This window comes from Hymenobacter polaris (assembly GCF_012927305.1).
Classification (GTDB): domain Bacteria; phylum Bacteroidota; class Bacteroidia; order Cytophagales; family Hymenobacteraceae; genus Hymenobacter; species Hymenobacter polaris.
Map to the genome: position 1 here is coordinate 530,859 of NZ_JABBGH010000001.1, position 12,629 is coordinate 543,487.

Annotated in this window: 15 protein-coding genes; 10 read left to right on the forward strand and 5 right to left on the reverse strand. The window is 60.8% G+C overall.

The features are described from left to right. Window positions 1–49: 49 nt before the first annotated feature. Window positions 50–520: a hypothetical protein gene (locus tag HHL22_RS02245; RefSeq protein WP_169529343.1), complete on the reverse strand. Its 471-nt coding sequence runs from the start codon at window positions 518–520 to the stop codon at window positions 50–52. A gap of 250 nt (window positions 521–770) precedes the next feature. On the opposite strand from HHL22_RS02245, the gene HHL22_RS02250 reads away from it, so the two are divergent. The 5 genes from HHL22_RS02250 to HHL22_RS02270 all read left to right on the forward strand — a co-directional run bounded on the left by HHL22_RS02250 (window position 771) and on the right by HHL22_RS02270 (window position 5,121). After that, entirely contained in the window at window positions 771–1,769 is a 999-nt protein-coding gene (locus tag HHL22_RS02250; RefSeq protein ID WP_169529344.1) for an aldo/keto reductase, read from the forward strand. 168 nt (window positions 1,770–1,937) lie between these two features. Next, window positions 1,938–2,690: a prolipoprotein diacylglyceryl transferase family protein gene (locus tag HHL22_RS02255; protein ID WP_169529345.1), complete on the forward strand. Its 753-nt coding sequence runs from the start codon at window positions 1,938–1,940 to the stop codon at window positions 2,688–2,690. An 18-nt stretch (window positions 2,691–2,708) separates the two neighbouring features. Continuing rightward, window positions 2,709–3,257 (forward strand): hypothetical protein, encoded by a 549-nt coding sequence (locus tag HHL22_RS02260; RefSeq protein WP_169529346.1) that lies wholly within the window; start codon window positions 2,709–2,711, stop codon window positions 3,255–3,257. Between the two features lie 13 nt (window positions 3,258–3,270). Beyond that, on the forward strand, window positions 3,271–4,677 hold the full coding sequence (locus HHL22_RS02265) for a radical SAM protein (RefSeq protein ID WP_169529347.1): 1,407 nt from the start codon (window positions 3,271–3,273) through the stop codon (window positions 4,675–4,677). Window positions 4,678–4,833: 156 nt separating this feature from the next. Further along, on the forward strand, window positions 4,834–5,121 hold the full coding sequence (locus HHL22_RS02270; protein ID WP_169529348.1) for a hypothetical protein: 288 nt from the start codon (window positions 4,834–4,836) through the stop codon (window positions 5,119–5,121). A 16-nt stretch (window positions 5,122–5,137) separates the two neighbouring features. Here HHL22_RS02270 and mutM read toward each other — a convergent pair whose 3' ends face one another. Beyond that, window positions 5,138–5,971, reverse strand: coding sequence for a DNA-formamidopyrimidine glycosylase (gene mutM / locus HHL22_RS02275; protein WP_169529349.1), 834 nt, complete (start codon window positions 5,969–5,971; stop codon window positions 5,138–5,140). A gap of 175 nt (window positions 5,972–6,146) precedes the next feature. Beyond that, the gene (locus HHL22_RS02280) at window positions 6,147–7,109 is read right to left on the reverse strand and encodes a membrane-binding protein (RefSeq protein ID WP_169529350.1); all 963 of its coding nucleotides are present in this window, start codon (window positions 7,107–7,109) and stop codon (window positions 6,147–6,149) included. 152 nt (window positions 7,110–7,261) lie between these two features. On the opposite strand from HHL22_RS02280, the gene HHL22_RS02285 reads away from it, so the two are divergent. After that, on the forward strand, window positions 7,262–8,095 hold the full coding sequence (locus HHL22_RS02285; protein ID WP_169529351.1) for a polyphosphate kinase 2 family protein: 834 nt from the start codon (window positions 7,262–7,264) through the stop codon (window positions 8,093–8,095). A gap of 95 nt (window positions 8,096–8,190) precedes the next feature. Here the strand turns inward: HHL22_RS02285 and HHL22_RS02290 are convergent, their stop codons facing one another. Both HHL22_RS02290 and HHL22_RS02295 read right to left on the reverse strand, forming a co-directional pair. Further along, window positions 8,191–8,439 carry a hypothetical protein gene (locus HHL22_RS02290; RefSeq protein ID WP_169529352.1) on the reverse strand — a complete coding sequence of 83 codons (249 nt, stop codon included), beginning with the start codon at window positions 8,437–8,439 and terminating at the stop codon, window positions 8,191–8,193. Between the two features lie 227 nt (window positions 8,440–8,666). Continuing rightward, complete coding sequence (locus HHL22_RS02295) at window positions 8,667–10,010, reverse strand: type IX secretion system plug protein (RefSeq protein ID WP_169529353.1); 1,344 nt, start codon at window positions 10,008–10,010, stop codon at window positions 8,667–8,669. A gap of 119 nt (window positions 10,011–10,129) precedes the next feature. On the opposite strand from HHL22_RS02295, the gene HHL22_RS02300 reads away from it, so the two are divergent. From HHL22_RS02300 to HHL22_RS02315, 4 genes are all read left to right on the forward strand, one after another. Continuing rightward, complete coding sequence (locus HHL22_RS02300; protein ID WP_169529354.1) at window positions 10,130–10,540, forward strand: VOC family protein; 411 nt, start codon at window positions 10,130–10,132, stop codon at window positions 10,538–10,540. 170 nt (window positions 10,541–10,710) lie between these two features. Then, the gene (locus tag HHL22_RS02305; protein WP_169529355.1) at window positions 10,711–11,046 is read left to right on the forward strand and encodes a hypothetical protein; all 336 of its coding nucleotides are present in this window, start codon (window positions 10,711–10,713) and stop codon (window positions 11,044–11,046) included. 113 nt (window positions 11,047–11,159) lie between these two features. Further along, complete coding sequence (locus tag HHL22_RS02310) at window positions 11,160–11,486, forward strand: cupin domain-containing protein (RefSeq protein ID WP_169529356.1); 327 nt, start codon at window positions 11,160–11,162, stop codon at window positions 11,484–11,486. 154 nt (window positions 11,487–11,640) lie between these two features. Then, window positions 11,641–12,549, forward strand: coding sequence for an alpha/beta hydrolase (locus HHL22_RS02315; RefSeq protein WP_169529357.1), 909 nt, complete (start codon window positions 11,641–11,643; stop codon window positions 12,547–12,549). Window positions 12,550–12,629 lie beyond the last annotated feature (80 nt).

Sequence of the window (12,629 nt, forward strand, 5' to 3'; positions counted from 1 at the left end):
GCTAGGCGGCTAGTTTCAACAGCCGAGCGGCCGGACTCGTTCGGCGGGACTACATCTTCATTTTAGGGTCCATCCGCATCTTGGGGGTGGCGGCGGGGGCTGCCGAGTCGGCGGGCAGCTGGCGGGCCACGGCCGTGGCCGAGTCGAGGGCCGCCGTGAGCTGCTGCTCAATGCCGGCCAGCTGGCGCTGCTGGGTTTGCAGGTAGGTGAGGCGCTGAGGGGCGGGGGCGGCGCTGTCGGGCGGCGAGTATTGGTGCATCCAGCTCATCATGGCATTGTCGGCGGCTTGCATGCGGGCCAGCAGCGGGCGCGGGGGCGTGGGCGAGGCCTGCAGGCGCGCGGCCAGGGCAATGAGGCGGTCGGCCTGGCCCATCAGGCGGTCGTGGTGCGCCATCAGGCTATCCTGGGCGGCTTTGGCCTGGGCCTCGGGGGTGGTGGGGGCGGCAGTGGTGGCGGCAGGGCCGTTGCAGCTGGCCAGCAGCAGGGCCGCGCACAGCGGCAAGGGCAGCAGTTTCTTCATGCCGCAAAGGTCGGGGCAGAAGGAGAAAAATGTAGCGAATGTGGAAATGTAATAATGTAAGGAATGTAGGAAATGGGAGCGCTCGCGCTGCATTAGCATCAGCGGGCCGTGGAGCAGGAACAAAAGCGGCAGCCGCTGTTTGATGCTAGCGTGGCGCCGACTGCCGAACTAGGGCCTGCTTCGCACCAGCGCGCCCTAGGCTACGCATTTTCACATTTCTTACATCTCCCACATTTCCACATTCTCCCCTATGACTACTCGCCAATTAGGTAAATCCGGCCTCACGGTATCGGCCCTCGGCCTGGGCTGCATGGGCATGTCCGACTTCTACGGCCAGCCCGACGATGCCGAAAGCCTGCGCACCCTGGCCCGCGCCCTGGAGCTGGGCGTCACCTTCCTCGACACGGCCGATATGTACGGCCCTTATCGCAACGAAGAGTTGCTGGGCCGCTTCTTCAAGGAAGACAAAACCCGCCGCGGCCGCGTGCAGCTGGCCACCAAATTCGGCATCGTGCGCGACCCCAACGACCCCAGCAAGCGCGGCATCAGCGGACGGCCCGACTACCTGCGCCAGGCCTGCGAAGGCAGCCTCCAGCGCCTGGGTACCGACCACATCGACCTCTACTACCAGCACCGCGTGGACCCCAGCGTGCCCATCGAAGAAACCGTGGGCGAGATGGGCCGGCTGGTGGAGGAAGGCAAAGTGCGCTTTTTGGGCCTCAGCGAGGCGGGCCCCGACACCATCCGCCGGGCGCAGGCCACCCACCCCATCGCGGCCCTGCAAACCGAATACAGCCTCTGGAGCCGCGAGCCGGAAGTGGACATCCTGCCCGTGCTGCGCGAGCTGAGCATCGGCCTAGTGCCGTACTCGCCCCTAGGGCGCGGCTTTCTGACGGGCGAAATCCAGAAATTCGAGGACTTCGCGCCCGATGACTACCGCCGCCACTCGCCCCGCTTCCAGGGCGAGAACTTCGACAAGAACCTCAAACTGGTGAACCACTTGCGTGAGCTGGCCCAGGCCAAAAACTGCACCGCCAGCCAGCTGGCCCTGGCCTGGGTGCTAGCCCAGGGCAACGACCTGGCGCCCATCCCCGGCACCAAGCGCGTGAAGTACCTCGAAGAAAACGTGGGCGCCCTCGACGTAGCGCTCAGCCCCGACGAACTGCGCCAGCTCGACGAGCTACTGCCCCTGGGGGCCGCCGCCGGCCAGCGCTACCCCGAGGCCATGATGGCCACCGTGAACCGCTAAAATCACGGATTAGCACGGATTTTACGGATTTCGTAGACGATTGAGGGGAGGCAGGTAGCTTAGTTGAGCTGCCTGCCTCTTTTCTTTGGCGCCGCTCCGGAGTTGTGTCAGCAAGCCAGCCGCGCCGTCCACAAAATCCGTGCAATCCGTAAAAATCCGTGTTAATCAGTGGTCTATCCTGTTGAGCTAGCCCTAGGCCGCTTCCACCTGCCCGTGCATCTGCTGTGCGAGGTGCTAGCGTATTCGCTGGGCTACCGCCTCTACCTGGCCCTGCGCGCCCGCTCGGCCGACCGCATCAGCGACCAGGGGCGGCAATGGATATTCGTGGGCGCGGCCCTGGGGGCGTTGCTGGGCTCGCGGGCCCTAGGGCTGCTCGAGCACCCGCACGAGCTGCTGCATCCGCCCGGCGGCTGGCTGTATTATTTTACCAATAAGACCATTGTGGGCGGCTTCTTGGGCGGCCTGGTAGGGGTAGAACTGACCAAGAAATACCTCGGCATCCGCACCAGCAGCGGCGACCTGATGGTGTTTCCGCTGCTGCTGGGCCTGGGCATCGGCCGGCTCGGCTGCCACCTCAGCGGCTTGCAGGATGGCACCTTCGGCACGCCCACAAGTCTGCCCTGGGGCATCAACTTTGGCGACGGCATCCCGCGCCACCCCACCAACATCTACGAAATCGCTTTCCTGGCGCTGCTGGCCCTAGGGCTGTGGCTGCTGGGCCGCCGCCAGCCCCTGCCCGATGGCCGCCGCTTCGAGCTGTTTCTGGCTGGCTACCTGCTGTTTCGAATAGGGGTAGAGTTTCTCAAGCCCGCGCCGGCTGTGTGGCTGGGGCTTACGGCGATACAGTGGGCTTGCGTGGCAGGGCTGGGGTATTATGTTTGGCTGTGGAAGAGCAAGTCAACTATGAGTATTTATAAGTAATAAATAAAACTCGAAGTAATGGTACCAATTATTGTTTCAATTATTGTTCCGCTGCTGCTGTATTTGCTCAATAGGTCGAGCAAGCAAAAGGTGACTGCCTTAGATAATGGAGGTTACGAACTGCGAATGAACAAAGCCTATCTAATAATTGGTATAGCGGGTGCCGTAGTAGGCCTTTTATTCCTGCTGATGCCAATTTTGGCGGATGAATATTCCTTGGAGATATTTATCGCATCAGGCGTTATGTTTTTGTTAGTTATGGGTTTTACAGTACCTTGTATTATGTGGTATAAAAATCATAGTTTATTTTTTGGTGAGCAGGGTTTTATTACCGAAAATGCGTATGGTAAAAGGCAGGATATGCAGTGCGGTGATATTAGCCAAGTAAGCTTTAGCTCGTTTGCAGGGGTGGTAAGCGTAGTTGACAAACAAGGTAATGTTGCAAAGGCGCATCAGCATTTAGTTGGCTTTTCATCTTTTGTAAAAATGCTCATGGCTCAAAGAGATAAGTATCATTTCGATACAAAGTCGCTTTCTTTGAAAACGCTTGGTTTAAATAATTATTAAGTAAAAATATCCCATGCCCGAACGCCCCTACACCTACTACGACTTCACCCTGAGCCTCTGCCCGCATTGCCTGCGGCGCATCGAGGCCAAAATCGTCTTTGAAGACGGGGGCGTGTACATGCTCAAGCGCTGCCCCGAGCACGGGCGGCAGAAGGTGCGCATTGCCACCGACATCGAGTACTACAAAAGCATTCGCAACTACGTGAAGCCCAGTGAGACCCCTAGGCGCTTCAACATGGCCACCCACTACGGCTGCCCCTACGACTGCGGCCTCTGCACCGACCACGAGCAGCACTCCTGCCTCACCGTGATTGAGGTAACCGACCGCTGCAACCTCACCTGCCCTACCTGCTACGCCGAAAGCAGCCCCACCCACGGCCGCCACCGCACCCTCGCCGAAATCGAGGCGATGGTGGACCTGGTAGTGGCCAACGAGGGCGAGCCCGACGTGGTGCAGCTCTCGGGCGGCGAGCCCACGCTGCACCCGCAGTTCTGGGAAATCCTGGACATGTGCAAGCGCAAGCCCATCAAGCACTTAATGGTGAATACCAACGGCGTGCGGCTGGCCAAGGACGAGGCCTTCGTGGCGCGGCTGGCTACCTACTCCGGGGCGTTTGAGGTGTACTTGCAGTTCGATTCTTTCCGCGAAGACGTGCTGCTCACCATGCGCGGGCGCGACTTGCGCGCCGTGCGCCAGCAGGCCCTAGCCCACCTCAACAAGTACAACCTGAGCACGACGCTCGTTGTGACGCTGCAAAAAGGCCTCAACGACGACGAGATGGGGGCCATTATCGACTTTGCCCTCAAGCAGCGCTGCGTGCGCGGCGTCACGTTTCAGCCCACCCAGGCGGCCGGCCGCATCGAGCACTTCAACCCCGAAACCGACTCGTTTTCGCTCACCGAGGTGCGCCAGGGCATCATCAACCAAAGTAGCGTCTTCACGGCCCAGGACCTACTGCCCGTGCCCTGCAACCCCGATGCGCTGGCCATGGCCTACGCCCTGAAGCTCGACGGTGAGGTATTCCCGCTTACGCGCTACATCGACCCGGCCGACTTGCTGCAAAGCGGCGGCAACACCATCGTGTACGAGCGCGACCCGCGCCTGCGTCAGCACCTGCTAAAATTGTTCAGCACCGCCAATACCGTCGATACCGTAGTGCCCGAGATAAACCAGCTGTTGTGCTGCCTGCCGCAAGTGTCGGCGCCCAATTTGGGCTACGAAAACCTGTTTCGAATAATTATTCTGCAATTCATGGACGCCTGGAACTTCGACGTGCGGGCCGTCAAAAAATCCTGCGTGCACATCGTCAGCAAGGACTTGAAAATTATTCCCTTCGAAACTATGAACATCTTTTACCGCGACGCCGAAAAGCGTATTCGGCTGGAAGAATTACGGGCCGAAAGGGTCGGAATTATATGAGCGACGAGCCTCTGCCATCCTTTGATGGTTCGCCTAAGTTCGGTTGCTTCTGGGCCGGGCTGTTGGTATTATTGGTGCTCGGTTTAATTGGCTACGGCATGTGTAGCCAGATGTAGCCTAGCCGCGTTAGCTACCACCGCTTTATCCTGGCCGACTATGGAACCCCACCAGCCAACTCCCGCCAACCATGTGCTGCGCAACAATCTGCTGGGCGTGCTGGCGGCGGCGGTGCTCCTAGGGGCCCTGGCGCCCAGCACCCAGGGCGGCAGCGCCTTTCTGTTTGCCGGTATCTATGGGGTGCAGGTAGTGGTAAACCTTGTTCTGGGCTTCACCCACCTGGGCCGCCAGCCCGCCCCCTACTTTTTGAGCGCGCTGCTGGTGCTGCTTATCGGTTTTGGCGCGTGCAGCTATATGGTAATGAGTAACTTAGGTAATATGCACTAGCCCCCTGCTAACTACCCTAGGCCGTTGCGGGCGGGGCCGGCTGGCACTTGGGGCAGATATAGGTGGCCCTGCCGCCCACGTAAAACTTCTCAATCCGGGTGCGCGGGTGCCTGGGGCAGTGTTCGTGCGCATCGGTGCCGGGCGTGGCCGACTCGTCCCACTCGCGGGCGTGAATGAGGAAGGACTTGGGAAAATGGCGGTAGTTGGCTTCGTGCTGAATAGCTGTTTTCAGCACCAGCTGAATGGCTGCGTGCAGGGCCGTTGTTTCTTTGTCCGTCAACGAGTTGCCTAAGCGCTCGGGATGAATCTTGGCCTGGAATAGTACCTCGTCCACTATCCAGTTGCCGAGGCCAGCGGTCAGGCTCTGGTCGAGCAGCAGTGGCTTCACAAACACCTTGCGGCGGCTGAGCTTCTGGTGCAGCTCGGCGGCGGTTATTTGCAGCGCATCAGGCCCTAGCTTCTTGGCTTTCTGGTAGGCTTCGGCGCTGTCGGCCAGCCGGATGCGGCCAAACTTGCGCGGGTCGATAAAGGCCAGGTTCAGGCCCGAGTCGGCCAGCTGCCAGGCCACGCGGGTAAAGCGCGGGGCATCGGGCGCGTCGCGGAAGGCGCCAATATCGCCCGTCATGCCGAAGTGCAGCACCAGCAATCGGCCACTATCCAACTCCACGAAGCAGTTTTTGCCCAGCCGGCTAGTGCCGGTAATGGTGCGGCCCACCAGGGCGGCGCGCAGCTCCTCCTCGGGCACGGCCAGCACGTGCTTGTCGCGCACGTCGAGGCCGGTAATCGTTTGGCCCACGGCCACTTCCTCAATAAATCGCCGGTAGGTTTCAACCTCGGGTAACTCGGGCATCCTGTTTAATTATGAATTATAAGTTATGAACTATGAATTAAAAAGAACGTCCTGCTCAGCTGGCGTCCGCTTGCCGAAGCATCTTTACCGAACGACATACCCTAGGGGCGCGGTAGAGATGCTTCGGCAAGCGGACGTCAGCTGAGCAGGACGTTCTTTTTAATTCATTACTCACTCAATCGTGCAACTCAGCTACGCGCTGGCCGCTTGAGTTATATACGTCGCCGCGCGCGTTGACGAACAACTTGTGCCGCCGGCTATCTTCCAGAATGAAGGGAAACGCGGCATCGCCGGTGCGGTGCAGGCGGCCCACTACCTCGGCCTGAGCCAGGCGGTTGGCTGCCTCGGTGTCGTCATCGGCCTCGGGCAGGCGCACCACCGTTAGCTGGCTGGTTAAATAAAACGGCGCTTCAGGATTGTCGCGGAAGGTGAGCTGGCCCACCAGGCTCATGGGCGCGGCGGCCCCCGTGCGGGCCAGCGTAGCTACTGGGGCGGGGGCCGGAGCGGGGCTAGCTACCGCGGCCAGCACCACCGGCGCGGCCGAAGGCTGCGTGGCGCCAGGGCCAGCAGTGGCCGCAATCTGGGTTTGGGCGCGCATCCAGCCCTGGCTGATGGCGGCCAGGCGCGGGGCGCGGCCGGGGTGCGTGGCCGAGCCTTGCTCGGGGCACACGGCGGCCAGGGCGGCCTGCGCCTGGGCCAAGCTGGCCCCTAGGCGGCGCAGCACGAAGCCCGAAAACTCATCGGCCTCCAGCTCATCCTCCGGCTGCGAGCCGCCGCCGCGCAGGGTATGGCCGTTGAGGTGGTGCCCCATCTCGTGGGCCAGAATACTAATGCCCGCCCAGTCGGTGCGCCCGGCGCGGTTCACCGACGCCAGAAAGGTGGGGTTGTAGAGCAGGTAGCGCCGGCCGTTGTACACCACGGCCGCCGCGTTGTCAACGAGCGGCGTGGCGCGCAGCTCGAAGCGCGGCTGCAGGCCTACGGCGTCAGTTATTTCCTTGATGATGCCGACTGCCTGGCTGGCGGGCAGGTCGGTGGCCGGGGTTTGGGCGGCGGCGGGGCCTAGGGCCGCGCCCAGCAGCAAGGCCGGTAAGCTGGCCGCCGCAGCCAGCCGGCGGAAAAAGCGGGAGAGGGAAGCCATGAGGAAAGGGGAAAGCACAACCAGCAAACGCAATTTCGGCGCCAAAAATGCCCGCCGGGCGGGCCGCTGCGCAGTGGTAGCACAACGTTACGGAGGCAGTTTTTCGTTTAATAGTTTGGCCGCTTTTCACTTTTACGCGGCTACCCGTTTTAATGGCTTCTTCCCACTCCGCCGCCGATGCCTCGGTGGCCCCGGCCGCTACCCTCGTGCGCCCCGGCCAGCCCCTGCGCCTGGCCGACATCGACCCGGCTCCTTCCGTTCAGCACAAGAAAAAACTCAAAAAGCGCACCCACGAATTACATAAGCAGCTGAGCGACTACCAGGAGAAGCTGTACGCCGAGCACCGCCGCAGCCTGCTATTGGTGTTTCAGGCCATCGACACGGGCGGCAAGGACGGCACCATTCGGGTGCTGCTGACGGGCGTGAACCCGGCCGGGGTGGAGGTAGCTGCCTTCAAGCGCCCCAGCGAGGAGGAGCTGAACCACGACTTTTTGTGGCGCATTCACCAGCGCACGCCCGGCCGCGGCCACATTGGCGTCTTCAACCGCTCGCACTACGAAGACGTGCTCGTGACGCGCGTGCACGGCCAGATTGAGCCCTACGTGTGGCAGCAGCGCTACCAAGACATCAATAATTTTGAGCAGCTGCTGACCCGCAACGGCACCCGCGTCCTCAAGTTTTTTCTGCACATTTCCAAAGACGAGCAGGCCCGCCGCCTGCAAGCCCGCCTCGACAACCCGAAGAAGCGCTGGAAATTTGAGCCCGGCGACCTCAAAGAGCGCCAGCTGTGGGATTCATACCAGGTGGCCTTTCAGGAAGCTCTGACGGCCACTTCCACGCCCGACGCGCCCTGGTACGTGGTGCCGGCCAACGATAAGAAGCTGCGCGACCTGCTGATAGCCGAAATTGTAGTAGCCGCCCTGGCCCAGATGAACCCCCAGGCGCCCAGCGCCGACTTCGACGTGGCCGCGCAGGTAGTCGAATAAATGTGAAAATGAAGAGGGATGTAAGCGATGTAGAAATGTTGTTCTAAAACATTTCTACATCGCTTACATCCCTCTTCATTTTCACATTTACAAGGTTAGTTCATCCACAGCGTAGCAATGGGCTCGAAGCGCTGGGCGGGAAACGCGCCGCCGGGGTGCTCGGAGTAAAAGCCTAGTACTTTCACCTGGCGCTCGCCGGTGCGGCCGTAGCGCTGGGTGCGCACGGGGTACACCCGGCCGGCCTGGGGCCATTCGCCCACGTAGCCAGCGGGCCGGTTGGTATCGTCGATGCAGCGGGCAAACTGTTGTACGGGCAGGGGAGTTGGAAGCTGTGTCTTACGCATACCCAAAGATACGAAAATTAGCCCGAAAACTAAAATTATTAGGAAGGTTTTTCCGTTTGTAAATGGCCTATTTTATCGATTAGCGCTACAATAAAAAAGCTTCTCGCTCGTTTAGGGCGAGAAGCTAAAATTCATGGCTAACACACGTTAGTATTAGTGCGCTCAAACCCAAGCCGACCCATCTATTTCTCGCGGGCTGGCTTGGGCTTGAGTAGGGCCCTAGGGCCCTAGCGCTTGTTGAGGTCGATGCTTTGATAGGCAATCAGCAGGTCGGCGCGGGTGCCCGGCGGGCGGTAATACACCAGCAAATCGTACTGGTTTTCGGTTTCCTGGTGGGTGCCCTCAAAGGTTATCTCATCGGCCGGGGCCCCGGCAGTCTTGGGTGGCACGGCGTAGTCATAATTGTAATATCCCTGCTTAAGCAGTGCCTGCCCCACGTAGCGCTGCTGCACCGAGTCGTAGCGCAGCCGCAGCTCATCCTTGAGCTGCCAGTCGCTGAGGGTCCCAAAGATGTACACCGGCCCGGCCACCGGCTGCGGGGCATTGAGCGTGAAGCTCACCTGGGCGTAGTCGCCATTTACGGCCCCGTTGCCATACTCGCGGTTGTCGAACACGCGCTGGCCGTTGGCATCCACGTAGGCGTTGTAGGCCAAGCCGTTGCGGCTGGCCTCGGGCACCAAATCGACCTGCACGGGGCTGGCCTGGCGCAGCAGCCGGCCCACCCCTAGGCCATTGGCTTGCAGCGAGCGGGTGTCGAAGTAGCGGTACTCGCTCAGGCCCGGAAAGGCGTTTTCGTAATTGAAATACTGGTATTCCAGCACGCGCTCGGCATCGCGCACGAAGGTGGGGCGCAGGTTGTAGCGGGCATTGTCCCAGCGGAAGTTCTGGCGCAGCACGGCGTGCACCTCCACGGCGGGGTTCACCAGCTCCACGGCGCTGTAGTTGATGCGAAAATTGACCTGCTGGTAGGCGTAGCGCGCATCCACGCCGCCGGCCAGCACGCCCTGCTCCAGGGTGGCAATTACCTGGTTTTCATACACTAGCACCCGGCGCGACACCAGCGGCTGCCCGGCCTGGTTTTGCACTACCACCAGGTAGTTGCCGCTCAACTGCACGCGCGGCATCTGCCAGCGGAAGTGGTAGTAGGGCACCTTGGTGTTCACCGAAATCTGGTAGTCGGTGAGCGTAAACTCGTTTATCTGGTTTAGAAACTGCGTGTCAATCAGCTGCGAAGGCTGCCAGCCCAGGTCGCAGTGAATGAGCTTGGCCGTGAGGCGCGGGGCCTGGTTGCCCAGCAAGTCAAATTCCAGGGTGATGGGCTGCTCCTGGCTGAGCGGCACGATGGGCGGGTTCAGAATATCATTGACCTGAGTAGTAGGCACGTAGCACTGCACGCTGCGCACGCTAGGATTGTAGATGTAGTCGTAGTAGCGCAGAGGCTGGGCGGCGCGGGCGGCCACCGGCTGCCCCTGCTGGCTGGCCGGCAAGCTAGGGTTGGTGATGGGAGTACCCAGCGGCACGCAGCCGGCTGCCAGCAGCAGGCTAGGGTAGGAGAGGAGGCGAAAGCGCATGGAGCGAAAGTACTAGCCAGCGCGCCAGGCGCGGCGGCCCTAGGCCCTACATTCGCCAACTAGCCGGGCCCGCGCGCCGCCCGCCCGGCCTACCTTCAGCCTACTTCCCCTAGTTAACTATGAACTTAAAAATCAATCGTCTGCAACATATCGGGCTACCCGTTACGCACCTGGAAACGTCGCGGGCATTTTACCAGCGGCTTGGCTTTGAGGTAGTCATGGAGGCCACCTTTCCGCACGAAGGGGGGCTAGGCCAAGTGCTGATGCTGCGGCGCGGCGACTTGACGCTGGAGCTGTACCAGCTGCCCGAACCCGAGCTAAGCCGGGTAAAGCAGCGCGGTGATGGCCGCATCGACCACATCGCCTTTGATGTGGACGACATTGACGAAGCCTACGCCACGCTGCAGGCGGCGGGGTTTACCATGCTCGAGCCGCAGCCTAGCTTCCTGAACTTCTGGGACCGCGGGTGCCGGTTTTTTAACATTGCCGGACCCGATGGCGAGCGACTGGAGTTTTGCCAGATTTTGTAAAGAGCCCGGCCGCGGGCTCACCGCTTCGCACCAGGCCACCGCCCTAGGGGGCAGCTGGTGGAAAAGGTGAATTGATAAGGTAAAAGTTGACCGTAGCTGGTAGCCGTAGTAATTTGCTTACTTACTGACCATCAAGGCACTGAAATATACTTTTGCCTCTAATCAATAAGATGGAAGCTAGCCAGCCTGCCAGCCAGGAGTTTGTAAACCACGTGTATGCCTATGCGGCCAACCTGCTCGTGAAGATGAAAAAAAACTCGGCCGAGGTAAGGCAATTACTCATTACCCAAGGCCTCGATGCGGAAAGCGCCGCCGTGGTAGTCAGTAATTTAGAAATCGAGCTACGCGACGTAGAACAGGCCCGGGCCAGGAAGGACCTGCTGCACGGCGGCCTCTGGTGCGCCGGGGGCGTGGCCCTGACGGTGGCCGATAGTGGCTTTATTTTCTGGGGCGCCATCATCGTGGGCGGCATTCAGTTCTTCAAAGGCCTGATTAATTTGAGGTAACAGCTGCGAGCTGCCAGGAGGGCTAGGGGCTGGTAGCGCACTGTGGCCCTGCCAAACCCTAATGCGGCAAACTGGTTTAGTTGGCTGTAAGCGACTCGGCAATCAGTTCAACTATGACTTCTGTGACAGTTAAGGAAAGCTCCTCACAAACCTGGGAGCAGGTGAGCGAAGGTGTGACCCGTACCAGCCTGCGCGCCGAGCCGGGCGAGAAGCGCGTGCTTATCAAAATAGAGGCCGGCCGCACTTACCCGCAGCATAGCCACGCTACCCCCGACGAGGTGTTTGTGGTGGCCGGCACCTACTGCGACCCCGGCGTGGAGAATGGCCGCGAGTTTCCGGCTGGCGCCTACCTCTACTACCCGCCCGGCTCCGAGCACCGCGCCAGCAGCCCCGCCGGCTCCGAGGGCTGCACCATCCTGGTGTGGAACTCGGGTAAGTAAGCCGGCTAGCCGGCTGCCCATTGCCTAGGGCGGCTCTGCGGCTAAGTGGCCAGCGATTAAGTGAGGCGGTGCGACCTTCCGGGCGGCGCTGCGTCGTTAGGAGCGAGTGCTTGGCCGGCAAGGTTGCCGCCGCTCAGCCTGCCTCCTGCCTATTATGACTAACATTCTCTACTACCTCCCGCTCGGCGCGGCGTTGCTGCTGACTTCGTGCGCCGTGCAGCTGGCGCGGGTGCCCGACCAAACGCCCGCGCAGATGCAGGCGGCCTACCGCGTAACCAAGGACGTGGCCTACGGCGCCGACCCGGAGCAGAAGCTCGACATGTACCTGTCGCCCACGGCCAACCACCTGAAACAGAAGAACTACACTATCGTTTTCCTGCACGGGGGTGGCTACTACGTCAGCGATAAGACGCGGGAGGAGCGCTACATTCAGCCCTACCTAAAAAAGGGACTGAACGTGGTGAATATGAACTACCGCATTAAGCGCGGGGTGCCGCTGGCTACGGAAGACCTGACGTATGCCCTGAACTTCCTGCAAGCTAACAACGCCACCTACCACCTAGATTTGAGCCGGATAATCGTGACGGGCTTCTCGGCCGGGGCGCACATTGCCAGCCTAGTAGCCGTCACGGCCAACGACCCGGCCTATACGCCCAAGCTGGACAGCGGGCTAAAAATCGCGGGCGTCGTCAATTTCTCGGGGCCGGTGGACGGCCTAGACGTGGTAGAGAAGGTATTTATGAGCAACGACGTGCCCGTGATGAAGGCCATCGGCGTGGCCCTCTTCCCGGAAACCACCGACTACGCGCCCAAGGACTACATCCGTAAATTCGAGCCCATCACCTACTTCGATAAGAACGACCCGCCGTTCTTCATCTGGCAAGGCGGAAAGGACGACCAGGTGCCGCCCGTCACGTTTGAGAAATTTGTGGCCCTGCTCAAGCAGAACCCGCAGAAAAACGAGGTGCTGTTTGTGCCCGACGGCCAGCACAGCCCCAGCGCGGCCGAGCTAGCCAACGCCTACCAAGCCATCTTCGAGTTCTTGGATAAGAAAGTGAAATAGCGACCCTAGGGTGGCCCCGCGTGCCCATGGCCCAGCCAGCCAGCAGTGGGGCGTGGGCACGCGGTAGCTTTGCCCAGCGG

Bases quoted from the DNA above. Each gene is read 5' to 3' on its own strand.
- HHL22_RS02310 (WP_169529356.1), top strand. From the start codon at position 11,160: ATGACTTCTGTGACAGTTAAGGAAAGCTCCTCACAAACCTGGGAGCAG.
- HHL22_RS02250 (WP_169529344.1), top strand. From the start codon at position 771: ATGACTACTCGCCAATTAGGTAAATCCGGCCTCACGGTATCGGCCCTC.
- HHL22_RS02280 (WP_169529350.1), bottom strand. From the start codon at position 7,109: ATGGCTTCCCTCTCCCGCTTTTTCCGCCGGCTGGCTGCGGCGGCCAGC.
- HHL22_RS02245 (WP_169529343.1), bottom strand. From the start codon at position 520: ATGAAGAAACTGCTGCCCTTGCCGCTGTGCGCGGCCCTGCTGCTGGCC.
- mutM (WP_169529349.1), bottom strand. From the start codon at position 5,971: ATGCCCGAGTTACCCGAGGTTGAAACCTACCGGCGATTTATTGAGGAA.
- HHL22_RS02260 (WP_169529346.1), top strand. From the start codon at position 2,709: ATGGTACCAATTATTGTTTCAATTATTGTTCCGCTGCTGCTGTATTTG.
- HHL22_RS02295 (WP_169529353.1), bottom strand. From the start codon at position 10,010: ATGCGCTTTCGCCTCCTCTCCTACCCTAGCCTGCTGCTGGCAGCCGGC.
- HHL22_RS02290 (WP_169529352.1), bottom strand. From the start codon at position 8,439: ATGCGTAAGACACAGCTTCCAACTCCCCTGCCCGTACAACAGTTTGCC.
- HHL22_RS02285 (WP_169529351.1), top strand. From the start codon at position 7,262: ATGGCTTCTTCCCACTCCGCCGCCGATGCCTCGGTGGCCCCGGCCGCT.
- HHL22_RS02300 (WP_169529354.1), top strand. From the start codon at position 10,130: ATGAACTTAAAAATCAATCGTCTGCAACATATCGGGCTACCCGTTACG.
- HHL22_RS02265 (WP_169529347.1), top strand. From the start codon at position 3,271: ATGCCCGAACGCCCCTACACCTACTACGACTTCACCCTGAGCCTCTGC.
- HHL22_RS02270 (WP_169529348.1), top strand. From the start codon at position 4,834: ATGGAACCCCACCAGCCAACTCCCGCCAACCATGTGCTGCGCAACAAT.
- HHL22_RS02315 (WP_169529357.1), top strand. From the start codon at position 11,641: ATGACTAACATTCTCTACTACCTCCCGCTCGGCGCGGCGTTGCTGCTG.
- HHL22_RS02305 (WP_169529355.1), top strand. From the start codon at position 10,711: ATGGAAGCTAGCCAGCCTGCCAGCCAGGAGTTTGTAAACCACGTGTAT.